A 24,306-nucleotide genomic window follows, 5' to 3' on the forward strand; every position below is an offset into this window, starting at 1 on the left:
GAAAAATGGCGTGGATGGTGGATGTGCATACGAACGCGTGATGTGGCCGCTGACATCACGCAGGTCTCACGCGATGACGAGGCTCAGCCGGCCGAGACCGCCTGCGCCGCCTCGACGATGACCTCGACGACGGCGTCGGGCGCGGTAACGCTCGGCGTGTGATCGACGTCGAAGGTGTGGATGCGTGCGCCCATGCGCTGGGCGGTCGAACGCTGGGTGTCGGGGGCGATCATCCGATCCTGCGCGGCGACCAGGAACCAGCTCGGCAGGTCTTTCCACAGTGGCCGTCCGACGGGTTCGCCGATGCACGCGGCCGCGATCGGACGCTGTATCGCAGCGAGCACGCTCGCTTCGCGCGCAGTCGCTTGATGCGCAAACGCACTGGCGAACGCGTCGCGTGGAAGCCATACCAGGCCGTCGCGATCGGGCGCGAGGGTCGGCGCTTGCGGATGCGCTTCACCGCGGTAGAACACGTCGGCCACGGTTTCGCCTTCGTCGGGCGCCAACGCCGCGACGTACACCAACGCCTTCACGTTTGCGGCACGCACGGATCCGATCACCGCGCCCGCGTACGCATGCCCGACCAGCACGACGGGTCCCTCGATTCGCGCGAGCGAGCGCTCGAGCGCGGCCGTGTCGTCGCCGAGCGACGTCAGCGGCAAGGGCGCCGCGACCGCATCGATAGGCCGGTCGGCGAGCCGCTCGATGACCCGGCTCCAACTCGACCCGTCTGCCCATGCGCCATGCACGAGTACGACGTTCACGTTGCGAAGAGACATGTTGTTGCTCCTTTGAGCGAAGAAAAGGCTCGGCTGAGGCGCCGAAATGGAATGCGGCTGTTGTTTTTTGTAACCTGATAAATGTGTTTTTACAGGTTACTAATGGCGTGTGTAACTTGTCAAGGATGATTTTGATGGTTACGATGAAGCCATGATCATCAGTTCCGTCACTTGAAAAATGGACTACCGCCAGATTCCCGCGCTGTTCGTGGCCGACGCACCGGGCCTCGATTTCCTGAACTCGGTGGCCACTCCCGTGGATGAGCAAATCGACTGGATCGTCGACGGTGCGGGCTTGCTGGACTGGCTGGAGCAGGCCGGCATGGTGCCGGCCGACGCGCTCGCTGAAATGCGAGAGCGGTTTGCATCGGCTGAGCTCGACGTCATGGCGGCTCAGGCGCGCGAGCTGCGCGAGTGGTTCAGGCGTTTCGTCAACGCGAGCAAAGGGCGGCCGCTCACGGCCGGAGACTTGGGCGAACTCGAACCATTGAACCGATTGCTCGAGCGGGACGAACGATACGGCGCACTCGTTCCAGGGGAGGACGCAGCATTCGAATTGCGCGAGCGACGCAGGTGGAAGTCGCCCGAATCGTTGCTGATGCCGATCGCGGAAGCCTTGGCGAGGCTGGTTTGCGACGAGGACTTCACGCAGGTGAAAGCGTGCGAAGGTCCGCGGTGCACGCTGCTGTTTGCCGACCACACGCGTGGACACGCGCGGCGCTGGTGCAGCATGGCGGTCTGCGGCAATCGCGCGAAAGTCGCGGCGCACCGCAAGCGGCGCAAGGACCTGCAGGACGCTTGATGCCTGTTGCCAGACCCGCCTGAGATTGCGGCGGTGTCGTGCGCGGACCGGCACGACATCAGGCTTCGGCTCACCGACGAGGTGCGTGTCTCGTTGCCGCCCATCCCACCGAAACCAGACGCCGGCATTTGGCGAGAACCCCAAACCCCGTGAAGCCAATGGCTTCGCGGGGTTTTCTTTATCGTGCGGAGCGAGTCCCTCGGTACGCCGCGCGATAGCGGCGGCACGCCATTCATTACGAAAACTTTTCGCGAAAGTTATCGTATGTCTTACATCACGTACGAGGCAAGGGAAAACACGTATACCCCGTATTTGTGGGGTGAAACGAAAATTCCGGCTACAAAATGCGACTGTTCGGCGACTTTCCTACTAACGCAAACGCCGACTATTTGTACGTCGTCTTACAAGATGACATTAAGGATATCCGCACGCGCAATTCGCGGCGTGCGTGCAACCACAAAGCAACGGGAGACGATGGTTTTATGACCAGGAACGTGGAAGATTCACAGAACGACGCGCAGCAGCAGCGTCCGCAATCGCCGGCTCGCCGCAGCTTTCTCGCGTTCGCGGGCGTCACGGCTGGCGCAGGGCTAATCGCCGGTCTGCCCGGCTGCGGCGGCTCGACCAACGCGCCTGCCGCGAGCGGCGGCACCACGGGGGCCAGCACGACGCCGCCCACCACCGCGGCGGCCGATCCGATCTGGGGCCCGAGCGGTGAAGCCACCACGATCATCAACAAGCTCGCCGGCATCACGACGTCGATGTTCCCGTCGGTCGATTTCCAGGTGACCACCTATGGCGCGAAACCGCTGCCCGCAGCGGCGCTGATCCAGTCGACCGCGTGGCCGGGCGGCCTGATTCCCTGGGTCACTGGCGGCACCGAGCAGACCGCCTATCCGAGCAACGACCTGCAGAGCACCGGTTCGAACATCATGGTGCCGTGCGACTACACGGACACCGCCTACGACGCGTGCGCCGCATTCAACGCCGCGATCCGCGCCGCGAATCAGGCGGGCGGCGGCCGCGTGGTCGTACCGGCCGGCAACTGGTATTGCGGCGGCCCGATCGTGCTGCTCAGCAACGTGAATTTCCACCTGACTTCGGGCTGCACGATCTATTTCAGCCCGAACCCCGCCGACTACGCGAAGAACGGTCCGTACCCGACGGCGAACGGCAACCTCTACTGGACGCGCTGGCAGGCCAACGACTGCCTGAACTTCGGCTCGCCGATCTACGCGTATCAGCAGAAGAACATCGCCTTGACCGCCGACGACAACACCTGCGTGCTGAACGGTCAGGCCATGACGCCGATGCAGCTGAGCACCCAGACGCCGACCTCGTGCTGGTGGACCTACAAGGGTTCGAGCAACACCTACGGCTCGACCAGTTCGACGACGACCACGCAGGCCTACGCGAACGCGAACAACGTCGCGCTGACGAGCTTGCCGGCTTCGCAGATCACGAATCCGAAGGCGAACGTGTCGTTCACGAACCAGGACGGCGTGACGACGACGCTGATGACGCTGCTGACGGCAACGGGCTGGAATCAGGACCAGAACTACCTGCCGGCGCTGTCCGAACTCGGCGTGCCGATTCTGAACCGCGTGTTCGGCAATGGCCACTACCTGCGTCCGTGCATGGTCGAGTTCATCGGCTGCACCAACGTGCTGCTGCAGAACTACCACACGCAGAACACGCCGTTCTGGCAGCACCACCCGACCGGCAGCTCGAACGTCGTGATCGACGGTGTGTTCGCCGATAGTATCGGCCCGAACAACGACGGCTTCGACCCGGATGCGTGCAACACGGTGCTCGTGCAGAACGTCCAGTTCAACACCGGCGACGACTGTATCGCGATCAAGTCGGGCAAGTGCCTCGACACCGAATACGGCCCGATGCAGAACATCGTCGTGCAGAACTGCACGATGCAAAGCGGCCACGGCGGTCTGACGATCGGCAGCGAAATGAGCGCGGGCGTGCAAAACGTCTACGCTCGCAACCTGACGATGCAGAACGAGAACTGGGCGAGCAACCCGCTCAACATCGCGCTGCGCTTCAAGACCAACATGAACCGCGGCGGCTTCATCAATAACGTGTGGATCAACGGCGTGACCCTGCCGAACGGTGTGAACCTCGCCGGCAAGTTCGGCGGCGGCGCGCTGGGCGCGGCCTATCCGGGCTCGGTCCCCGGCACGGGCACGGTCGGCACGGTCACCAATCCGTCGACGGGTCAGGGCGGCCTGATCACGTTCGACTGCGATTACAGCGCGTCGGGCGATGCGGTGCGCTGGAATCCGGCGACGATCAACAACGTCAACATCTCGAACGTGAACGCGACCGACGTGTCGGGCAGCGTCAAGTACGCGATGACGTCGGGCTACACCGCCGGCACGAACTCGTGCTTCCAGGCAATCGTGGCGCAGGGCCCGATGGCGGCCGACTACAACGGTCCGCTGCCGGTACCGACGGTCTCGCCGATCACCGGCGTGACGATCTCGAACTGCAACCTGGGTCACCCGGTTTGCGTCGGCCCGGCTGCGTCGAGCGTGGCGGGACCGATGTTCGTCGTCAACACCAACGGCATCACGCTGAACAACGTGGTGGTCGCGGGTACCACGTACAACTCGGTGCTGACCGGCTGATCGGGAGTCGGCGCCGGCGGAACCTGGTTCCGTTGGCTCTGATGTCTGAACGTTTTACCGCAGCAAGCATGCCTCGTTACGAGCGCCGTCCGATTCGACGGCGCTTTTTTTTTGTGCCTTTGGCCGCCGCCGAAAAGGGGCTCCCGATGGTGTGAGGTGAGCCACCCTCTGGTTCAAAAATCACGATATCTCTTTCACCTTATCTATCGTGGACGTTGTGGTCCACATTTGGCGTGCGTAAACTCGGCTCATCGTCATCAGCGGGTCGTGTGCGCCACGAAGGTTCGCTTTGGTATGAGGTGAGTCGTCCAATGGCTCAAAAATCACGATATCTCTTTCACCTTGTCGATCATGGACGTTTTAGTCCATGTTTGGCGTGAGTAAACTCAGCTCATCATCATCACCGATCCACGTAGCGGCGACGAATGCGCGTGATGCCAGAAGGTGAGCCGCTTGATGGCTCAAAAATCACGATATCTCTTTCACCTTGTCTATGGTGGACGTTTAGGTCTATATCTGGCGCACGTAAACTCAGCTCATTATCAACACCGAGCAATGTCACGCCGCAAATGCTCGCGATGGCATGAGGTGAGTCGTCCAATGGCTCAAAGTTCACGATATCTCTTTCACCTTGTCTATCGTGGACTTCTGGGTCTAAGACGGTCGCGCGTAAACTCAGCTCGGCACCCTCATCGAAGCGTGGCGCGCCGTGAATCCGCAGGGCGCCGGTACGGTACTATTCGGGCGTCGCCCGGGATGGCGGGCAGCCACCGGATATGCCGGTCCGCTGCCGCGGTCCACGTCGCCGGCGACGTCACATCGATTCCATTGCACCATGACCAGCCCCGCAACTCTCACCTGGCCCGAAGCCGACGGCCCGCGCACCGCGCGCTGGCGTTCCGAAGCGGCCGTGCCGCCGCCGAAGCGCGTCGTCGTCGCCGACGATCGCACCACCGCCGATTCGGCCTACCGCCTCGCTTGTGAAGGCACCGCGCTGCTGTGGCACGGCGACTTCCAGAACGCACGCCAACTGCTGCAGGCGGTCACACGCCGGCTCGAACGCAAGCCGCGCAAGCACGGAGCAACACCGCTCGACGCATTCAACCTGCATCGGCAAGCTCAGTCGCAGCGTGCGCGCACGCTCGGCATGATCCTGATTCCGCTGGATGCCGATTACGCCATTGCGCTGCGCCGCGCCCCCGACGTGCGGCAGGCCTGCATCGAAGCGTATGGACCGGCGAGCGGCGACGCGTCGGTCGTGTCGTTGCGCGAGTTGCTCGGGTTGATCGGCGCGCACGAATGGCGCAAGAAGGGTGTCGAGATTGCGGCGCTCGGCGAGCGCATCCATCCGCACTATGGCGTGTTCTCGCCGGTGCGCGGCGAGTATGTCGATCTGGTCGCGCGCACGGCGCTGCCGTCGCTGGAGCTTGCGTTCGATATCGGCACCGGCACGGGCGTGCTGGCAGCGCTGCTGGCCAAGCGGGGCGTGCGCAAGATCGTCGCGACGGATCAGGATCAGCGCGCGCTTGCGTGTGCTCGTGAAAATCTCGCGCGTCTGGGCTACGCCGGGCAGGTCGAGATCGTGCAGACCGATCTGTTTCCCGATGGCCGGGCGCCGCTCGTCGTCTGCAATCCGCCGTGGGTGCCGGCGCGGCCCGCGTCGCCGCTCGAATACGCGGTCTACGATCCGGACAGCCGCATGCTGCTCGGCTTCCTGAACGGCCTCGCGGATCATCTGACGCCAGGCGGCGAAGGCTGGCTGATCATTTCGGATTTCGCCGAGCACCTCGGGCTGCGCACGCGCGAGTGGCTGCTGGCGGCGATCGAGCACGCGGGGCTCACCGTCGTGGGACGCGAGGACATTCGTCCGCGGCATCCGAAGGCCAGCGATCAGAACGATCCGCTGCATGCCGCGCGAGCGGCCGAACTCACGTCGTTGTGGCGACTCAAGGTGCGGTGAGCGCGACTGCGCGCGTCACGCCGACGTGCCGCGCGCTTCCAGATACGCGCATACGCCCCGGCCAGCCACCAGCCCGCTGGCAAAACAGGCGGTCAGCAGATAGCCGCCGGTCGGGGCTTCCCAATCGAGCATTTCGCCCGCGCAGAATGCGCCGGGCATCCGGTCGATCATCAACTGCGCGTCCAGCGCCTCGAACGGGATGCCGCCCGCCGTGCTGATCGCTTCGTCGATCGGTCGCGCGCGCAGCAGTCGCACCGGGAGTGCCTTGATCGCGTGGGCGAGGCCGCACGCGTCGGCGAATGCTTCTTTCGACAGAATCTCGTGCAATAACGCCAGCTTGACCCCGCCGATCCCGATCCGCCCATGCAGATGACTCGCGATCGAGCGCGAACCGCGCGGCCGCGTCACTTCTTCGACGACCCGCTCGAGTGGCAAGCCCGGCGTGAGATCCAGCGCGATCGTGAGCTCGCCGTCGGCGAGAATCCGCTCGCGGATCGGCGCCGACAACGCGTAAATCAGGCTCCCTTCGAGGCCCGTTTCGGTCAAAAGTATTTCACCTTGTCGATTGTGGACTTTTCCGTCTACATCGTTGAGCGAGATCGCGACCGGCTTGATCGGCTGACCGGCGAAACGCTCGCGCAGATACGGGCTCCAGTCGGCGTCGAAGCCGCAGTTGGCCGGACGCAGAGGCGTTACCGGCACGTCGCGCGACGTCATCAGGGGCACCCACGCGGCATCGGAGCCGAGCCGCGGCCAACTGGCGCCGCCGAGCGCGAACACGACCGCGTCGCAGCTAACCGTCTGCTCACCGTCGGGCGTGTCGAAGCGCAGCGCGTACGCGGCGCCGGCTTCGGACGTCGGCGCCCAGCCGCTCCACTTGTGACGCATATGGAACTGCACGCCCGCTTCGCGCAGCCGATGCAGCCACGCGCGCAGCATCGGCGCGGCCTTCATGTCCGACGGGAACACGCGCCCCGAACTGCCGACGAACGTCTCGACGCCCAATTCGGTGAGCCACGCGCGCAGTGCGTCGGGCCCGAACGCGTCGAGCAATGGCGCGATGCGCTCGCGACGCGCGCCGTAGCGGTCGAGAAACGGCTCGAGGGCTTCCGAATGGGTGATGTTCATGCCGCCTTTGCCCGCCATCAGGAATTTGCGGCCGACCGACGGCATCGCGTCGTACACGTGGACTTGCACGCCGCGCCGGGCAAGCGTCTCGGCGGCCATCAGGCCGGCGGGGCCGCCGCCGATCACGGCGACGCGGGCGGAATCGAGCGAGGATGGCATGCGGTTCAGCGGATCAGGGGGAGAACAGGCGGTGCAACGCGGCGACCGGGGGGACGGGCGCCGCGAAGGGCGCTATTGTCACACCGCGGGCGGTGGCCGGCAAACGACGTCGAACGCTGTCGAACACTGCTGAACACTGCTGAACACTGCGCGGTGCAGGCCAGCAGGGGGATCTCCAGTTCAGCTGGCCGATGCGATCGCCGCAGACCGGAAAATACTCGATTCAGTCTTTCTCCCGGCGGTGGCGCATTGCGTTCACCGCTTGGCTCGCGCCGCACGCGACCTATACTTTCAATCATCTTCCATCGGACGCCGTTCGCGTCCTTCCGCGCGTCAATCCCCAATCACGTCACTTTCGACACAGCCGCTGCGACGCGCTTCACTGCCGCGCAGCAGCAGCCGACGCGCGCATTGCGTGTTGAATCGATGGAGGGGTCGATCGTCTGAATAAAGGAGGTTGCCATGGGCCGCAAATATATCGACTGTCGCGAGTTTCCGAGCGAAACGAACTGCACTGTCGCGCTATCCGCCGACAGCGACGGTGAACTGCTCGAAGCCGCGGTCCAGCATGCCGTCAGCGTTCACAAGCACGCGGATTCGCCAGAGCTGCGCGCGCAACTGAAGACGCTATTTCACGACGGCACGCCACCCGTGGAGGCGCCGCGCGCTTGAGACAACCGTGGAGGGGGAGTGCGGAAGGCAGCATCGCGAGCGGCATCGAGCCACCCGCGCGCGGTCGTGTTGCAGCTGTATTGTCGTGACACGAGAAACGCGATACCAGGCCATCCTGATCAACATGCCGGAGCGCTAACCCGGATAGGCTTCGTCGACCTTCAGCCCGGCGAGCTTGAAGATCACCCGTAGCGTTTGCGGCTTGATGTCGCGTCTCGACGCGAGCGTCGTCATCACGAAGTCGAGCACCTTCGCGTACTTGAGCATCGTCAGGCAGGTCTCGAGGTCGACGCTGCCGTCGCGCATGACTTCGGCGAGCCGCAGCATTTCCGTGGAGATGTCGCGTGCCATCTCCAGCTCGAGTTGCTGTTTCTCCGACCATGCCGGCGCGGCGGTAAGCTTCGCCAGCATTTCCTGGAACTTCTGGTCGACATTTCCGTTGGGTACCGTATCCATTGCCGCCTCATCTGTGATCATCCGAGCGCGCGACCGCCTGCAAAGCCGGCCGCTGCTGGTTACGTAACGTTCGGCCCGTGTGTGTTCCGGGGCCGCTCTCCCCACCTGCATCCGGTTCGCGTGTCCGGTCGCACGGCCGGACAGCCTCCTGTTTTCGGCGACATGGCTTGCACTCGCGGGATCAGCCGGCGCGCAAGCTGTTTTCAGCCATTATCGAGACACTTCCGCGCACCGCGTTTCGGCCGCGAAGTGTTCCCAGTGGATCGCCTGTCTTGCGTGATCCGTGCGGCGCGCTCGCTGGGAATGCCGCACTTTGGGTAAACTGGCAGCAACTTTTCCCTTTTTCCGTCATCTGTCGCACGTTCGCGCTGCAATTGATGGCGGCCCACATGATGTCCGGCAAAACCCACGAAATCCGTCCCAACCAGTCCGTCGAACTGCTCAAAGAGCTCCACATCCTCACGCGTGACGGAAAGATGAATCAGGACAGCCGTCGCAAGCTCAAGCAGGTCTACCACCTGTTCCAGTTCATCGAGCCGCTGCTCAAGGACCTGAAGGACCAGCAGGGGTCGCTGACGCTCGTCGACCACGGCGCGGGCAAGTCATACCTCGGTTTTATCCTGTACGACCTGTTTTTCAAGGAGTTTCAGGATGCCGCAGGTGGGGCTTCGCACATTTACGGCATCGAAACGCGCGAAGAACTGGTGACGAAGTCCGAAGAGCTGGCGGCGCGGCTCGGCTTCAAGGGGATGTCGTTCGTCAATCTGTCGGTGGCGGAGTCGATCACATCGACGCGTCTGCCCGGCGAAATCGACATCGTAACCGCGCTGCACGCGTGCAATACCGCCACCGACGACGCGATCCGTTTCGCGCTCAAAAAGCACGCGAAGTACATCGTCGTCGTGCCGTGCTGCCAGGCCGAGGTGGCCGGCGTGCTGCGGCAGAACAAGGGCCGAGACCTGAAGAACGCGTTGACGGAAATCTGGCGGCATCCTCTGCACACGCGCGAATTCGGCAGCCAGATCACGAACGTGCTGCGCTGCCTGCAGCTCGAAGCGCATGGCTATCAGGTCAGTGTCACCGAGCTGGTCGGCTGGGAACACTCGATGAAAAACGAGCTGATCATCGCGCAGTACAAGGATCTGCCGCGGCGCCGGCCGGCCGAGCGGCTCGGCGAGGTGCTCGACACGCTCGGGCTCGACGCGCTGAAGGAACGGTTTTTCGTGCCAGCCTGAGGCGCGGCACAGCGCTTTATTTAACGCTTCATCAACGCATCCCAGCCCGCGAGGCCAATGCGCCGCAGCGTTTCCTGATTGCGCTCGTAAATCTGTTCCGCGTCGGGAAAGGCCTGCACGGCCCGCTCGATGCTGTCTTCACGCAGCAGATGCAGGATCGGATAGGGCGCCCGGTTCGTGTAGTTTTCGATATCGTCGGGCTCGCTGCCCTCGAACTGGTAATGCGGATGAAAGCTCGCGATCTGGATCACGCCTTCCAGGCGCAACTGCCGGATCAACCGGTCGGCGAAGAACAGGCAGTCGTTGAAGTCGAGAAAGTCGCCGAACGCGCGCGGCAGGATCAGCAGCGTCGTGTCGATCGCGGCGGGGTCGGCCGCGACGAGCGTCTGCAGTTCGGCTTCCAGATCGGTCAGCACCGCTTCGAGCGTGTCCGCTTCGCTAATCGCGTAGCGGATCTGCCCCTTCACATGGACGGCCTTCGCGAACGGACACAGGTTCAGGCCGATCACGGCTTCCGTCAGCCAGTGACGGGTCGCGTCGATAACGGCATCGTGGGATTCGGCGGGCAACGGCATGGCGGACGGACGCGTAACGGGGAAATCCGCAATTCTAAAGGACCCAGCTGACGGACCGGCTCAGCGAGCTCGCGTCTGCCCGCAAGCGGCTGCGATCAACTGCGCGGCGACTTTCGGCGCGGCGAGAATCGGCCCGCATCCCGGCCCATAAGTCTGGCTCGCCGCATACACGCCTTCGATCAGCAGACCTAGCCCATCGGCGAGCGCTTGCGGATCGCCGGCGCTAGCCGCCGTCGACAGCTCGACGAGGCGCGCCATCAGGCGCTGCTTGTTGCGGAACACGAACTGCCGCGCCGGATGCGCGGGATCCGCAAACTCCACCGCCACGTTCACGAACGGGCAGCCGCGGTAGTGGTCGACCGAGGCGCGCACCACGAGGTCGTCGAAGTACTGCTGAAGCTGCTTCGCCGGCTCGCCCGGATGCTTCGCGAAACTCTTTTCGACGTAGCTGAAGAACTGCTCGTCCTTCTGTTCCAGATACGCCATCACCAACTCGTCCTTCGACGAAAACTGCCGGTACAGGCTCATCTTGTTCACGCCCGCGCGCTCGACCACCGCATCGACGCCGACGGTGCGCACGCCCTCGCGATAGAACAACTCGCTGGCCGCGCGCAGCAGATGCTGCTGCGCCTGCGGCCCGGCGGTCTGCGCGCTGCGCGCGCGCCGCGCGCGAGCAGCGGCGGGCTTGGGAGTTTCGCTGGCGGACATGGAAAGTCACCCGAATGAAATTGACGCCTTGACATGTTACCGACCAGTAACTAAGATCGCAACACCATTGTGACTGATCTGTCACAAGTCATTTACCGAAGTCGTAATAATGCGAACGATGCCGCCACCCGGGCAGCGTCGATGGGAGAACCGATGAACTGGGCTGCGCGACTGATAGGCGGACGTTTCCACTATGGCTGGTTGACCGTCGCCGTGGTGTTCCTGGTGTTGCTCGCGGCGGCGGGGACGCGCGCGACGCCGAGCGTGATGATGGTGCCGCTCGAGCACCAGTTCGGCTGGAGCCGCGCGACGATTTCGCTCGCGATCTCCGTGAACATCGCGCTGTACGGCTTGATGGGACCGTTCGCGGCGGCCGCGATGCAGCGCTTCGGTGTGCGTCCGACGCTGCTCGCCGCGCTCGGCACGTTGGCCGCGGGCGTGGCGCTGTCGTCGCTGATGACGCATCCGTGGCAGATGGTGCTGATCTGGGGCGTGATGGTCGGCGGATCGACGGGCGTTGCGGCGCTGTCGCTGTCGGCGACCGTGGTCACGCGCTGGTTCACGACGCGCCGCGGTCTCGTGATGGGTATCCTGACCGCCAGCTCGGCGACCGGCCAGCTGGTGTTCCTGCCGCTGCTCGCGGCGATCGCCGAGCATTACGGCTGGCGCCAGGTCGTGTGGGTCGTCGCGCTCGCGGCGGCCGTCGTGATACCGCTCGTCGCGTTTCTGCTGCCCGAGCATCCGGCCAGCATGCAGCTGCGCCCATACGGCGAACCGCACGACGCGCCGATCGCCACCACCGCCACGAAACAGAACCCGCTCGCGATCGCGTTCGGCGCGCTCGCGTCGGCGAGCAAAACGCGCGACTTCTGGCTGCTGTTCTTCAGCTTCTTTATCTGCGGGGCGAGCACCAACGGTTATGTCGGCACCCATCTGATTGCAATGTGCGGCGACTACGGGATGACCGAAGTGCAGGGCGCGTCGCTGCTCGCGGCGATGGGCGTGTTCGACCTGTTCGGCACCACGCTGTCGGGCTGGCTGTCGGACCGCTTCAATAGCCGCGTGCTGTTGTTCTGGTACTACGGGCTGCGCGGCCTGTCGCTGATGTATCTGCCGCATGCGTTCGGCATCGACTTTTTCGGACTGCCGCTGTTCGCGGTGTTCTACGGCCTCGACTGGATCGCCACCGTGCCGCCGACCGTGCGTCTCGCCACCGACGTCTACGGCAAGGAACAGGCGCCGATCGTGTTCGGCTGGGTGGTAGCAGGCCACCAGCTCGGTGCGGCGTTCGCGGCGCTCGGCGCGGGCATGCTGCGCGCGAGCCTCGGCACCTACACGGTCGCGTCGATGATTTCCGGCGGCTTGTGCCTGATCGCCGCGGTGATCGTGCTGCGCATCAACCGCCCGGCCAAGGTGCCGACGCCGCAGGCAATCTGAGGCGCCTTCGCGAACCGCGCAGATTCACGCTCCACCGATGCAACGACGCACGGCCCCGCATCGGGGCCGTGCGCGTTTTGGCAACCAGCGCGCATAGCGCCGCGCCGCAAGTTGGAGCGCGCACCGAAAGCCCGTTATGCTATGTGGCCCCGGGCAGCCGCCCGACGATCATGAATTTCCACCGAGAGAAGCGCATGGCCAACAAACCCGCCTCAACCGAAGTTGCCATTCACGAACTGATTGCAGGCCGCTGGAGCCCGCGCGCGTATTCGAGCGAGCCGGTGAGCCGCGACCAGTTGCGCGCCGTACTCGAAGCGGCGCGCTGGGCGCCGTCTTCGTATAACGCGCAGCCCTGGCGTTTCGTCGTATTCGATCGCAGCGTCGACGAAGTCGCGTTCAAGAAGGCTTTCGCCACGCTGGTGCCGTTCAATCAGGGCTGGAATGCGCCCGCGCCGGTGTTGATCGCGGTGACCGCGCATACGCTCACCAACAAGGGCGACGTGAACCGCCTCGCGTCCTACGACGCGGGCGCGGCGGCGATGTCGCTGGTGTTGCAGGCGCACGCGCTCGGCCTCGCCGCGCACCAGATGAGCGGCTTCGACGTGAACGCGTTCCGCACCACCTTCGAATTGCCGAAGGACGTCGAGCCGCTCGCGATGATCTCGCTCGGGCATTACGGCGACATCGACAAACTGGACCCGGTCCTGCGCGAACGCGAGAAGGCCCCGCGTCAGCGCGCGGCGCTCGCGGATATCGCGTACGGCGGCGGCTGGAAGAAAGCGTTCTGAGCGACGGATTCCCGGCGCTCGCCGCGTGAGTTCGCGCAAGCGAAGCTTCAGGTTGGATAGCACCAAAGCAGTCGAACACGCGCGGCATGGGCCGCGCGTTTTTTATTTGAAGCGTTCGACGTCGTCCTCACCGTCCGCCACGCTCGACAGTGGCGCCGCCACATGTTCGAGCGACTTGCGCTCCGCATCGACACCCCAGATCGCCGCGACCAGCGCCGCTGCCAGCATCAACGCGGAGCCGACCAGGTAGCCCGAAAACACCTCGCTGCGCTGATGCGTATCGATCAGCCGGCCGAAGAACGCCGGCCCGATGATGCCGCCGAGCGCGGTGCCGAACGCGTAGAAAACCGCGATCGCTAGTGCGCGGATTTCGAGCGGAAACGATTCGCTGACGGTCAGGTACGCTGAACTGGCGGCCGCCGACGCGAAGAAGAAAATCACCATCCACGCGACCGTCTGCGTGACGACGGTGAGCAGTTGCTGCTCGAACAGATAGCCGGACAGCGTCAGCAGGAGCGCCGACATCGCGTACGTCGCGGCGATCATCTTGCGTCGGCCGATCACGTCGAATAGCCGTCCGAGCACCAGCGGTCCAAGGAAATTGCCGAGCGCGAAAGGCAGCAGATACCAGCCGATATCGCCGCCCGGCACGTGATAGAAGTCGGTGAGGACCAGCGCGTAGGTGAAAAAGATCGCGTTGTAGAAGAATGCCTGCGCGGTCATCAGCGTGAGGCCGACCAGCGCGCGGCGCCGGTGCACGTTGAACAGCACATGGAACACCTCGCGCAACGGCGTATGGTCGCGCGCGCGCAGGCGCAATCGCGAGAGGGTATCGTCGGCGAGCGTGTGGCCGTCGTCGCGAAAACGCGTCTCGATCCCCTCGACGATCCTGCGCGCGTCGCGCTCTTCGCCGTGCGTAAGCAGCCAGCGCGGGCTTTCGGGCACCCACATGCGCATCGGCAGAATTGCGAGCGCGAGCACCGCGCCGATGAAGAAACACGCGCGCCAGCCCCAGTCGGAAGGCAGCAGCTGCGGATCGAGCAGCACCAGCGAGCCGGCTGCGCCGATCCCCGCGCCGACCCAGAACGTGCCGTTGATGCCGAGGTCGGTCCAGCCGCGCACGCGTGCCGGCGTGAATTCCTGGATTGTCGAGTTGATCGCCGTATATTCGCCGCCGATACCCGCGCCGGTGAGGAAGCGGAACAACATGAAGCTCATCAGGTTCCACGACAGCGCGGTCGCCGCGGTCGCGGCCAGATAGAGCGTCAGCGTGATGAAAAACAGCTTGCGGCGGCCGAGCCGGTCGGTCAGCCAGCCGAAACCGAGCGCGCCGAGCACCGCGCCCGCAATGTAGGCGCTGCCCGCGAGGCCGACGTCGGCATTCGAAAAGCGCAGCGCCGGGCTCGTTTTCAGCGCGCTCGCGACCGCGCCGGCGAGCGTCACTTCGAGCCCGTCGAGCAGCCACGTCACGCCGAGCGCGACGACGATCAGCGTATGAAAGCGGCCCCAGGGCAGGCGGTCCAGCCGCGACGGCAGATCGGTTTCGATCAGCGTGGCGCGATGGTCATCGACGGCGGTGGTGGTCGGCACGCTCATGACGCGAAGTCTCCTCGATGGCGAAAATGGGGCGGCACATCCGGTCGAGCGCAGCAAGGTCCGTTCCGCGGTACGATTTCAAACGATGTTGCGGCCGTCCGACCAGCTTCAGTTGATGCTGCCGGAGTTTTCGTGATACAAAGCCGCTCCCCTTTCTGTGCGCGCCAGCCGTGAGCGGCCATTCCTGCCATGAACTATTGCGCGATTGACTTCGGTACTTCCAATTCGGCCGTCGCGATTCCGACGGGCTCGCAGCTGAAGCTGGCGCCGGTCGAAGGCGCGTACACGACGCTGCCCACCGCGGTCTTCTTCAATACCGACGAAAACACCAGCGAATTCGGGCGCGCGGCGCTCGCGGCCTACATCGACGGTTTCGACGGCCGGCTGATGCGCTCGATGAAAAGTATTCTCGGCTCGCCGCTCGCCGAGACTACGACCGATCTCGGCGACGGCAGTGCGATCAAGTACACCGACGTGATCGCGACGTTCCTGACCCACCTGAAGCGCTCGGCCGAGGCGAGTGCCGGCGGCGCGATCGACCGGGCGGTGCTGGGCCGCCCGGTGTTCTTCGTCGATGACGACCCGCGCGCCGACCAGATGGCGCAGCAACAGCTCGAAGCCGCCGCGCGCACGGTCGGCTTGCGCGACATCCACTTTCAGTATGAACCGATCGCGGCGGCGTTCGATTACGAATCGCATCTGAGCTTCGAGGGGCTCGTGCTCGTGGCGGACATCGGCGGCGGTACGTCGGACTTTTCGCTGGTGCGAGTGGGGCCCGAACGGATGAAGCGCGTCGAACGCAAGGACGACGTGCTCGCGCACCACGGCGTGCACGTCGCGGGCACGGACTTCGATCGCCGCGTCGAACTCGTGACGATCCTGCGCGAGCTTGGCTACCAGTCGCTCGATCCGCAAGGGCGCGAAATCCCGAACCGGATTTATTTCGATCTCGCGACCTGGCATCTGATCAACACCGTCTACACGCCGAAGCGTGTCAGCGAACTCGCGCTGATGCGGCACCTGTTCACGGAGACGAAGCTCCACGACCGGCTGATGCGGGTAGTCGAGCAGCGGTTCGGCCACGCGCTCGCCGCGCACGCGGAAGAGGCGAAGATCGGCGTGGCGGCGGGGGGCGAGACCGTGATCGATCTCGAGCAGGTGGAAGAGGATTTGCGTCTCGCTTTCGACGAAGCGCAGCTCGTCAAAGCGGGCGAGGAAGAAACGCGACGCATCGTGCAGGCGGCGCGCGACACGGTGCAGGCGGCGGGTGTCGCACCGCGCGACGTCGACGCGGTCTATTTCACCGGCGGCTCGACCGGCCTCGCGTTTTTGTCGGGCGCGCTGGCCGCGGCGTTTCCGGACGCGAAAGCGGTGTTCGGCGATCGTCTCGCGAGCGTGGCGACCGGGCTTGGTATTCACGCTCGACGGGTGTTCGGATAATCGCGAATAATCGGTAGATAATCCGCCGCGAATTGCGAAGCCACAAGAATTTAATCCGCGTATTCAGATTAGCCGCCAATAATAAAAAACCCCGCCGAGGCGGGGTTTTTTTGCGTCCAGAAGGAAGCGGAGCGCTTACACCGGCTTGATGTTAGCTGCTTGCTTGCCCTTCGGGCCCGTCTTCACTTCAAACGTGACCTTCTGGTTTTCTTGCAGCGTCTTGAAGCCGTCGACGCGAATTTCCGAGAAATGCGCGAACAGATCTTCACCGCCGCCGTCCGGAGTGATGAAGCCAAAGCCCTTAGCGTCGTTGAACCACTTGACGGTACCGGTTTCCATATTACTTTTTCCTAAAGATGGTGAATAAGGCCGAAGCCCGGGGGTGCATGAAAATCAAGGAAGGGGTAATGGGACCAACCGGAGTACCGTTGATGGGCGAACTACGAAAGAACCACCTCACTCGCCACTTGAAATCCTGCCCGAACGTTATACGGCGAATTCGGACGGAGGTCAACAGTCTGGACGAAACTTTGCCGCACCGATGCAAAGATTTCTTACAAAGCTTGCGCACCTAGCTAACTTTTTGCTAGGGAGAACCCTTAGTTGAGCCGCGGTTTCCCTGCAGCAAAGTGGTGCAACCGTTAAACTACGCGCCGCGCGTCGGTTGCACCTTTTTCGCATCCGCACGCGCTTGCATGCACGTCACCCGTCCCACCGCCACGAGCGATGTCACGCGGTGCCGACATGGTTCTGATTTAGGAGAAGACGTGAAAAGTTCTATACAACGGAACATCGGGCCTTTTGCGCTGATGCTGACCGGTCTGGGCTCGATCATCGGATCGGGTTGGCTGTTCGGCGCGTGGAAGGCTGCAAAGATTGCCGGTCCGGCTGCAATTTGCGCATGGATCATCGGCGCGGTCGTGATTCTGGCGATTGCGCTGACCTACGCGGAGCTCGGCGCGATGTTTCCGGAATCTGGCGGGATGGTGCGCTATGCGCGCTACTCGCACGGCGCGCTGGTCGGTTTCATCAGCGCGTGGGCCAACTGGATCGCGATCGTGTCGGTCATCCCTATCGAGGCCGAAGCATCGATCCAATACATGAGCACCTGGCCCTATCCGTGGGCGCATGCGCTTTTCGTCGACGGGTCATTGACCACCAACGGCCTGCTGTTGTCCGCCGGGCTCGTGATCATCTACTTCCTGCTCAACTACTGGGGCGTCAAGCTGTTCGCGCGCGCCAATTCGGCGATCACGATCTTCAAGTTCCTGATCCCGGGCGCCACGATCGCCGGCCTGATGATGACCGGCGTCCACACCGAGAACTTCGGCCAGACGACCACGTTCGCGCCGTACGGCTGGTCGGCGGTGCTGACCGCTGTCTCGACGAGCGGCATCGTGTTCGCGTTCAACGGTTTCCAGAGCCCGATCAACCTGGCCGGTGAAGCGCGCAATCCAGCCAGGAGCGTGCCGTTCGCGGTGATCGGCTCGATCCTGCTCGCGCTCGTGATCTACGTGCTGCTGCAGATTGCGTACATCGGCGCCGTGAACCCGGCGGACGTGATGAAGGGCTGGAGCCATCTCAGCTTCGCTTCGCCGTTCGCGGAACTGGCGATCGCGCTGAACCTGAACTGGCTGGCGATCCTGCTGTACGTCGACGCATTCGTGAGCCCGAGCGGCACCGGTACGACCTATATGGCGACCACGACGCGGATGATCTACGCGATGGAGCGCAACAACACGATGCCGAAGATTTTTGGCCAGGTGCATCCGTTCTACGGCGTGCCGCGTCCGGCGATGTGGTTCAACCTGTTCGTGTCGTTCATCTTCCTGTTCTTCTTCCGCGGTTGGAGCTCGCTCGCGGCCGTGATCTCGGTCGCCACCGTGATCTCGTACCTGACCGGTCCGATCAGCCTGATGGCACTGCGCCGCGCGGCAACCGATCTCGAGCGCCCGCTGCACATCGTCGGCATGAAGGTGATCGCGCCGTTCGCGTTCGTCTGCGCGTCGCTGATCCTGTACTGGGCGAAGTGGCCGCTGACCGGCGAAATCATTCTGCTGATGGTCGTCGCGCTGCCGGTGTACTTCTACTTCCAGGCCAAGCAGGGCTTCGAGGGTTGGAACCGCGATCTGAAGGCCGCCTGGTGGCTGGTCGCGTATCTGCCGATCATGGCGATCCTGTCGCTGATCGGCAGCAAGGAGTTCGGCGGCTTCGGCATCCTGCCGTACGGCTGGGACATGCTCGTCGTGATCGTCTTCTCGCTGGTGTTCTACTTCTGGGGCGTGAACAGCGGCTATCGGTCGGAGTATCTGGACGAGCGGCAAGTGCACGACGAAGTGCTCGAAGGTATCGGCGCGCACTGAGCGTCGGTCGAAAGCCGATGGATCCGCTCGACGCGGGTCCTTCGCAATAGAAAAAGCCCGCCTGATCGACGATCAGGCGGGCTTTTTTCGTTGGACGTCGCTGCGTGGCGGTTTCCCCGCGGTCAGGCGGTACCAAACACGTAGTTCGTCATCGCGAGCGAGCGCTGATAGGTGCCGAGCGACTGGATCGCGAGCGAATAATCGTCGTCGGCGGCGCCAAGCGCGGCGAACACCGGCAACAGATGCTCGTCGGTCGGATGCATCAGCACCGCGTGCGGCGCCTGGCGGCGATAGTCGAGCAGCGCGTCGATATCCCGCGCGACGAGCTTGTCCTCGAACCAGTCGGTAAATTCGGTCACCCGCGGGTCGGCGTCTTCCGGTCGAGCCGAGAAATCGGCGGCGCGCAGGTTATGGGTGATCTGGCCGGAGCCGATCACCATCACGCCTTCGTCTTTCAGCGCGCGCAGCGCGCGGCCGACGCGGAAATGATGCGCGGCATCCTGATGGGGCTGGATCGACAACTGGGCGATCGGCACGTCCGCTTGCGGGAACATCAGCAACATCGGCACCCACGCGCCGTGGTCGAGTCCGTGCGGCTGCACATCCGCGGCGATGCCGCTCGCGCCGAGCAGCGCCGCGGCGCTGCGCGCGACGTCGGGCGCACCGGGCGCCGGGTACTGGATTTCGTAGAGCTGGCGCGGAAAGCCGTAGAAATCGTGGATGGTTTCAGGCGCCGTCGCGATGCTCGCGAGCGGCTGCGCGGTGCCCCAGTGGGCCGACAGCATCAGGATGGCCTCGGGACGCGGCAATTGCGTGCCGAGCGCGCCGAACTCGGCGGACGGCATCGACGGATCGATCGGCAGCGTAGGTGCGCCGTGGGACAGGAAAAGCGAAGGTAGGCGGTTCATGACAGCAACGCGGCCGTTAGGTACGGCACGAAGAAATTGGGTTGCTACCAATATAGGTCCGCACGCCAGCTTGATAAATGGGTTCGGAGGGAATTGATTGTGTCGCGGGCGTTGTTAATCCGCGTTGCCGCGACTAATCCTGCGCGCCCCGCAGTCCTTCCCACGCCGGCGACAACGCCGGCCCCAGCGCAAACAGATCGAGCACACGTGCGACCGTGTGATCGACCATCTCGTCGATCGACGCAGGCTGGTTATAAAACGCGGGTAACGGCGGAAAGATCACCCCGCCCATTTCGGTGACGGCCGTCATATTGCGCAGATGCGCAAGGTTGAACGGCGTTTCGCGCACCAGCAGCACGAGTCGGCGGCGCTCTTTCAGTGTGACGTCGGCGGCGCGGGTGATCAGGTTGTCGGCGAAACCGTGTGCGATGCTCGCGAGCGTTTTCATCGAGCAGGGCGCGACGATCATGCCGTCGGTCGCGAACGAGCCTGACGCGATGCTCGCGCCGACGTCGCGCACCGAATGGACGACATCCGCGAGCGGATGCACGTCTTCCTTACCCAACTGGAGTTCATGCTGGATGTTGAGCCAACCCGCGCTCGAAATCAGCAGGTGGGTCTCGACGCCGCCCAGGCGGCGCAGCGTCTCGAGCAGCCGGACGCCGTAGATGGCGCCGGTGGCACCGGTGATCGCGACGATCAGCCGGCGTGGCGCCGCGGTGCGTGCTTGCTGCATGGCTTGCGGCGCCTGATGAAGCGAACGAAGCGTAGAGCGCTCAGGCCGCGGCGAACAGCTGCTGCAGTTCGCCCGATTCGTACATCTCCATCATGATGTCCGAGCCGCCGATGAATTCGCCCTTCACGTACAGCTGCGGAATGGTCGGCCAGTTCGAGAACACCTTGATGCCCTGACGGACTTCGTCGTCTTCGAGCACGTTGACGGTCTTGATTTCACCGACGCCGCACGCCTTCAGGATCTGGATGGCGCGGCCGGAAAAACCGCACATCGGGAACTGGGCCGTGCCCTTCATGAAGAGAACGACGTTGTTGTCGTCGACGATTTGCTTGATGCGTTGTTGCGTATCCATGACTGACCTTGCGGTTCCGATAGATGAAGGGAATAGGCTGAAATGATAGCGGATTTCGCTACGAGCGGTCGCAGCCGCGTCGCGCCTGGGGTTTTAGCCGAGGCGACCGTGCTTAGGCCTCGGCGGCGCGCAACACGCCTCCGCTGATCCGCTCGATGCCGGCGAGATCGCACTCCGAGCGGACCTCGGCAAAGCCTTGCGCGCTCAGCAACGCGCGCACGGCTTCGGCCTGGTCGTAGCCATGCTCGATCCACAGCGCACCCTCGGTGGCGAGATGCTGGGGCGCGCCGGCGACGATCGCGCGGATCGCGCTGAGGCCGTCGGCTTCGTCAGTGAGCGCGCCGCGCGGCTCGAAACGCAGATCGCCCTCGCTCAGATGCGGGTCGCCGCTCGCGATATACGGCGGATTGCTGACGATCGCGTCGAACCGCAGCGCGGCGTCGAGCGAGCCGTACCAGTCGCTGTGCAGGAACGTCACTGCGCCGCCCGGACGCTTCGGGTCGAGCAGGCGTGCGCCGTTGCGCGTGGCGACCGAGAGGGCGTCGGCCGAGCGGTCGAGCGCCCAGACCTGCGCGTCGGGCCGCATCGACGCGATCGCCACCGCGATTGCGCCGGTTCCGGTGCCGAGATCGAGCACGCGCGGACGCGGCCGTGGTTCGATCGCCGTGAGCGCGGTTTCGACCAGCAGTTCGGTTTCGGGACGCGGAATCAGCACGTGCGGCGTCACTTCGAATTCGAGCCCAAAGAATTCGCGCGCACCGACGAGTTGCGCGACCGGCTCACCGGCCATGCGCCGCGCCTCGAGCGCGCGATAACGCTCGACGTTCGCGCGCTCGAGCGGCTCATCGCCGCGCGTGATCAGCTGCGTGCGCCGCCAGCCGAGCACGTGTGTCAGCAGAATCCGCGCTTCGAGCGGCGGCAGCGGAGACGCGCGCAACAGCGCGTCGGCCGTCGCCGGCGGAGCCGTGGGGTCGAGTGGAGCCGGGGACGCGTCGGTCATTGTCGGGCGTCAGTCCGCGTCGCCGAGCGAGGCCAGCAGTTCGGCCTGATGCTCGCTGACGAGTGCCGCGATCAGTTCTTCGAGATCGCCGTCCATGATCGCGTCGAGGCGATACAGCGTCAGGTTGATGCGGTGATCGGTGAGGCGCCCCTGCGGGAAGTTGTACGTGCGGATGCGCTCCGAGCGGTCGCCCGAGCCGATCAGGTTCTTGCGGGTCGCAGCTTCCTTCGTCTGCTGCTCATGCGTTTGCTTGTCCTTGATGCGCGCGGCGAGCACCTTCAGCGCGCGGTCCTTGTTCTTGTGCTGCGAGCGGTCGTCCTGACATTCGACGACGATGCCCGTCGGCAAGTGCGTGACGCGCACCGCCGAGTCGGTCTTGTTGATGTGCTGGCCGCCCGCGCCGGACGCGCGGAACGTATCGATACGCAGATCGGCCGGATTGATCTCGACTTCGCCGATCTCGTCGGCTTCGGGCATGACCGCGACCGTGCACGCCGAGGTATGGATGCGGCCCTGCGTTTCCGTGGCCGGCACGCGCTGCACGCGATGCCCGCCCGACTCGAACTTCAGCTTCGAATACGCGGCATCGCCGGCAATCCGCACGATGACTTCGCGATAGCCGCCAAGATCCGATTCGCTCGCCGACATCATCTCGACTTGCCAGCGATTGCGCTCGGCATAGCGCAGATACATGCGCAGCAGATCGCCCGCGAACAGCGCGGATTCGTCGCCGCCGGTGCCCGCACGGATTTCGAGGAAGATGTTGCGCTCGTCGTTCGGGTCTTTCGGCAGCAGCATTTTCTGCAGTTCGACGCCGAGCGTCTCCATACGATCGCGCGCCGCGCGGATTTCCTCTTCGGCGAAATCGCGCATCGACGCGTCGGCGAGCAGTTCCTGCGCGGTGGTCGCGTCGTTCTGCGCCTGGCGCCACAGCCCGTAATGCTCGACGACGGGACCGAGCTCCGCGTGTTCACGCGTGAGCTTGCGGTATTGGTCGAGGTTGGCTGTGATGTCCTCGCGGCTCAACAGATCGTTCAGTTCGGCCAGCCGGATTGTCAGCTGGTCGAGCTTGCGTTGCATGCTCGTTTTCATCGGGCGGGTAGCGGAGCGGACTCCGGAAAGGATGCGGCGAGAGGAAAGGGCGAATGCCCGGGGTGGAAGCACTTCGCGGGCCACGGTGGTGGCGCGCGGGGTGCGGCGAGCACTGCGCCGCTAACGCTCGGAGGAGCCGGGGTGTTTGTAGAAGCCGCTCATCAGCTCGATCAGCTTGTCGCGGTTGTCGCTGCCCGCGCGATTCAGCGCGTGCGTAGGACCGTGGATCAGCTTGTTGGTGAGCGATTGCGACAGCGCTTCGAGCACCGCGGCAGGGTCGTCGCCGCGCGCGAGCATTTTCTGCGCGCGTTCGACTTCGGCGCGGCGCAGCGCGTCGGCCTGCGTGTGCATGTGACGGATCACCGGCACGATGCTGCGCGCGTCGAGCCACTGCATAAAAGTCTGCACGCGCGTTTCGATGATCGCTTCGGCCTGCGCGACCGCCGCCTGACGCGACGCATTGCCTTCGCGGACGATCGCGCCGAGGTCGTCGACGGTGTAAAGGAACACGTCTTCGAGCTGGCCGGCTTCGGGTTCGATGTCGCGCGGCACCGCGAGGTCGACCATGAAGATCGGCCGGTGACGGCGCGCCTTGACCGCGCGCTCGACCGCGCCCAGACCGATGATCGGCAACGTGGACGCTGTGCACGACACGATGATGTCGAATTCGTGCATGCGCGCGGGCAGTTCGGAGAGCGGAATGGCGCGACCGTTGAAGCGCTCGGCGAGCCGCATGCCGCGCTCTGCCGTGCGGTTCGCGACGACGAGCTCACGCGGATGCTGCGCGGCGAAATGCGTCGCGCAAAGCTCGATCATTTCGCCAGCACCGATGAACAGCACCCGCTGGTTCGCGATCTTGTCGAAAATGCGTTGGGCGAGGCGTACCGCGGCGGCGGCCATCGACACCGACTGCGCGCCGATTTCGGTGGTGCTGCGCACTTCCTTCGCGACGGCGAAGGTGCGCTGGAACAGCTGGTTCAGATAGGTGCCGAGTGCGCCAGCTTCGGACGCGGTGCGCACCGCGTCCTTCATTTGTCCGACGATCTGCGTCTCGCCCAGCACCATCGAATCGAGCCCGGACGCGACGCGGAACGCATGCCGCACCGCTTCCGACTGCGGCAGTGCGTAGACGTGCGGTGCGAGTTCGTCGATGGGGAGGTTGTGGTACTTCGACAGCCACTGGACCGAGGCTTCGCGCGCGGCGAGGTCGTCGGTCGCGCAGTAAAGTTCGGTGCGGTTGCAGGTGGACAGAATTGCCGCTTCGGGTGCGTTGGGGGCCATGCGGCCCACCCAGAGGCCTTTGAAGGTATCCAGAGCAGGCTTGATCTGTTCGAGCGGAAACGCCACGCGTTCGCGCAAGGCGACAGGCGCAGTGTGATGGTTGATTCCGATCGTTAGAAGCTGCATTTGGGGGAGCTATCGTTCAGCCTCATATTATAGCCTTTCCACGATTCTCACATCCTGCAGGCCGTATACCC

The 24,306-nt window shown here is 64.3% G+C and carries 23 protein-coding genes; 9 read left to right on the forward strand and 14 right to left on the reverse strand.

What is annotated here, in order from left to right:
• Positions 1 to 83 precede the first annotated feature (83 nt).
• Positions 84 to 779 carry an alpha/beta fold hydrolase gene (locus tag EVC45_RS16345; protein ID WP_129958980.1) on the reverse strand — a complete coding sequence of 232 codons (696 nt, stop codon included), beginning with the start codon at positions 777 to 779 and terminating at the stop codon, positions 84 to 86.
• Between the two features lie 178 nt (positions 780 to 957).
• Between EVC45_RS16345 and EVC45_RS16350 the strand changes: the two genes are divergently transcribed.
• Positions 958 to 1,581 (forward strand): ABATE domain-containing protein, encoded by a 624-nt coding sequence (locus EVC45_RS16350; RefSeq protein ID WP_129958981.1) that lies wholly within the window; start codon positions 958 to 960, stop codon positions 1,579 to 1,581.
• 482 nt (positions 1,582 to 2,063) lie between these two features.
• Entirely contained in the window at positions 2,064 to 4,223 is a 2,160-nt protein-coding gene (locus tag EVC45_RS16355) for a glycoside hydrolase family 28 protein (RefSeq protein WP_129958982.1), read from the forward strand.
• Between the two features lie 400 nt (positions 4,224 to 4,623).
• On the opposite strand, the gene EVC45_RS16360 is transcribed toward EVC45_RS16355, so the two are convergent.
• On the reverse strand, positions 4,624 to 4,839 hold the full coding sequence (locus EVC45_RS16360; protein ID WP_129958983.1) for a hypothetical protein: 216 nt from the start codon (positions 4,837 to 4,839) through the stop codon (positions 4,624 to 4,626).
• 219 nt (positions 4,840 to 5,058) lie between these two features.
• Between EVC45_RS16360 and EVC45_RS16365 the strand changes: the two genes are divergently transcribed.
• Positions 5,059 to 6,183 (forward strand): class I SAM-dependent methyltransferase, encoded by a 1,125-nt coding sequence (locus EVC45_RS16365; protein WP_129958984.1) that lies wholly within the window; start codon positions 5,059 to 5,061, stop codon positions 6,181 to 6,183.
• Between the two features lie 15 nt (positions 6,184 to 6,198).
• Here EVC45_RS16365 and EVC45_RS16370 read toward each other — a convergent pair whose 3' ends face one another.
• Positions 6,199 to 7,470, reverse strand: coding sequence for a TIGR03862 family flavoprotein (locus EVC45_RS16370; protein ID WP_129958985.1), 1,272 nt, complete (start codon positions 7,468 to 7,470; stop codon positions 6,199 to 6,201).
• Between the two features lie 462 nt (positions 7,471 to 7,932).
• Between EVC45_RS16370 and EVC45_RS16375 the strand changes: the two genes are divergently transcribed.
• Positions 7,933 to 8,142, forward strand: coding sequence for a DUF1059 domain-containing protein (locus EVC45_RS16375; RefSeq protein ID WP_129958986.1), 210 nt, complete (start codon positions 7,933 to 7,935; stop codon positions 8,140 to 8,142).
• Positions 8,143 to 8,277: 135 nt separating this feature from the next.
• Here EVC45_RS16375 and EVC45_RS16380 read toward each other — a convergent pair whose 3' ends face one another.
• Complete coding sequence (locus EVC45_RS16380; RefSeq protein WP_129958987.1) at positions 8,278 to 8,598, reverse strand: DNA-binding protein; 321 nt, start codon at positions 8,596 to 8,598, stop codon at positions 8,278 to 8,280.
• A gap of 392 nt (positions 8,599 to 8,990) precedes the next feature.
• Between EVC45_RS16380 and EVC45_RS16385 the strand changes: the two genes are divergently transcribed.
• Positions 8,991 to 9,833: an SAM-dependent methyltransferase gene (locus EVC45_RS16385; RefSeq protein WP_129959035.1), complete on the forward strand. Its 843-nt coding sequence runs from the start codon at positions 8,991 to 8,993 to the stop codon at positions 9,831 to 9,833.
• 20 nt (positions 9,834 to 9,853) lie between these two features.
• Here the strand turns inward: EVC45_RS16385 and EVC45_RS16390 are convergent, their stop codons facing one another.
• The gene (locus tag EVC45_RS16390) at positions 9,854 to 10,408 is read right to left on the reverse strand and encodes a DUF1415 domain-containing protein (protein WP_129958988.1); all 555 of its coding nucleotides are present in this window, start codon (positions 10,406 to 10,408) and stop codon (positions 9,854 to 9,856) included.
• A gap of 60 nt (positions 10,409 to 10,468) precedes the next feature.
• Entirely contained in the window at positions 10,469 to 11,116 is a 648-nt protein-coding gene (locus tag EVC45_RS16395; protein ID WP_129958989.1) for a TetR/AcrR family transcriptional regulator, read from the reverse strand.
• 153 nt (positions 11,117 to 11,269) lie between these two features.
• Between EVC45_RS16395 and EVC45_RS16400 the strand changes: the two genes are divergently transcribed.
• Positions 11,270 to 12,553, forward strand: coding sequence for an MFS transporter (locus EVC45_RS16400; protein WP_129958990.1), 1,284 nt, complete (start codon positions 11,270 to 11,272; stop codon positions 12,551 to 12,553).
• Positions 12,554 to 12,747: 194 nt separating this feature from the next.
• Positions 12,748 to 13,341 carry a nitroreductase family protein gene (locus EVC45_RS16405; protein ID WP_211193426.1) on the forward strand — a complete coding sequence of 198 codons (594 nt, stop codon included), beginning with the start codon at positions 12,748 to 12,750 and terminating at the stop codon, positions 13,339 to 13,341.
• Between the two features lie 102 nt (positions 13,342 to 13,443).
• Here the strand turns inward: EVC45_RS16405 and EVC45_RS16410 are convergent, their stop codons facing one another.
• Positions 13,444 to 14,937, reverse strand: coding sequence for an MFS transporter (locus tag EVC45_RS16410; protein WP_129958992.1), 1,494 nt, complete (start codon positions 14,935 to 14,937; stop codon positions 13,444 to 13,446).
• A 189-nt stretch (positions 14,938 to 15,126) separates the two neighbouring features.
• Between EVC45_RS16410 and EVC45_RS16415 the strand changes: the two genes are divergently transcribed.
• Positions 15,127 to 16,377: an Hsp70 family protein gene (locus EVC45_RS16415; protein ID WP_129958993.1), complete on the forward strand. Its 1,251-nt coding sequence runs from the start codon at positions 15,127 to 15,129 to the stop codon at positions 16,375 to 16,377.
• A gap of 135 nt (positions 16,378 to 16,512) precedes the next feature.
• Here the strand turns inward: EVC45_RS16415 and EVC45_RS16420 are convergent, their stop codons facing one another.
• The gene (locus EVC45_RS16420; RefSeq protein ID WP_013090665.1) at positions 16,513 to 16,716 is read right to left on the reverse strand and encodes a cold-shock protein; all 204 of its coding nucleotides are present in this window, start codon (positions 16,714 to 16,716) and stop codon (positions 16,513 to 16,515) included.
• Positions 16,717 to 17,144: 428 nt separating this feature from the next.
• Here EVC45_RS16420 and EVC45_RS16425 point away from each other — a divergent pair, with 428 nt between their 5' ends.
• Positions 17,145 to 18,740 carry an APC family permease gene (locus tag EVC45_RS16425; RefSeq protein WP_129958994.1) on the forward strand — a complete coding sequence of 532 codons (1,596 nt, stop codon included), beginning with the start codon at positions 17,145 to 17,147 and terminating at the stop codon, positions 18,738 to 18,740.
• Positions 18,741 to 18,862: 122 nt separating this feature from the next.
• Here the strand turns inward: EVC45_RS16425 and EVC45_RS16430 are convergent, their stop codons facing one another.
• The 6 genes from EVC45_RS16430 to hemA form a co-directional block, all read right to left on the reverse strand.
• Positions 18,863 to 19,648 (reverse strand): class III extradiol ring-cleavage dioxygenase, encoded by a 786-nt coding sequence (locus EVC45_RS16430; protein WP_129958995.1) that lies wholly within the window; start codon positions 19,646 to 19,648, stop codon positions 18,863 to 18,865.
• 133 nt (positions 19,649 to 19,781) lie between these two features.
• The gene (locus EVC45_RS16435) at positions 19,782 to 20,384 is read right to left on the reverse strand and encodes a UbiX family flavin prenyltransferase (protein ID WP_129958996.1); all 603 of its coding nucleotides are present in this window, start codon (positions 20,382 to 20,384) and stop codon (positions 19,782 to 19,784) included.
• A gap of 40 nt (positions 20,385 to 20,424) precedes the next feature.
• The gene (gene grxD, locus EVC45_RS16440; RefSeq protein ID WP_129958997.1) at positions 20,425 to 20,736 is read right to left on the reverse strand and encodes a Grx4 family monothiol glutaredoxin; all 312 of its coding nucleotides are present in this window, start codon (positions 20,734 to 20,736) and stop codon (positions 20,425 to 20,427) included.
• Between the two features lie 112 nt (positions 20,737 to 20,848).
• Positions 20,849 to 21,736 (reverse strand): peptide chain release factor N(5)-glutamine methyltransferase, encoded by an 888-nt coding sequence (gene prmC / locus EVC45_RS16445; RefSeq protein WP_129958998.1) that lies wholly within the window; start codon positions 21,734 to 21,736, stop codon positions 20,849 to 20,851.
• Positions 21,737 to 21,745: 9 nt separating this feature from the next.
• Entirely contained in the window at positions 21,746 to 22,828 is a 1,083-nt protein-coding gene (prfA, locus tag EVC45_RS16450) for a peptide chain release factor 1 (protein WP_129958999.1), read from the reverse strand.
• Between the two features lie 120 nt (positions 22,829 to 22,948).
• Positions 22,949 to 24,235, reverse strand: a complete 1,287-nt coding sequence (hemA, locus tag EVC45_RS16455; RefSeq protein ID WP_129959000.1) for a glutamyl-tRNA reductase — start codon at positions 24,233 to 24,235, stop codon at positions 22,949 to 22,951.
• Between the last annotated feature and the right edge of the window lie 71 nt (positions 24,236 to 24,306).

It is taken from the genome of Paraburkholderia sp. UYCP14C (genome assembly GCF_004197395.1).
GTDB lineage: Bacteria > Pseudomonadota > Gammaproteobacteria > Burkholderiales > Burkholderiaceae > Paraburkholderia.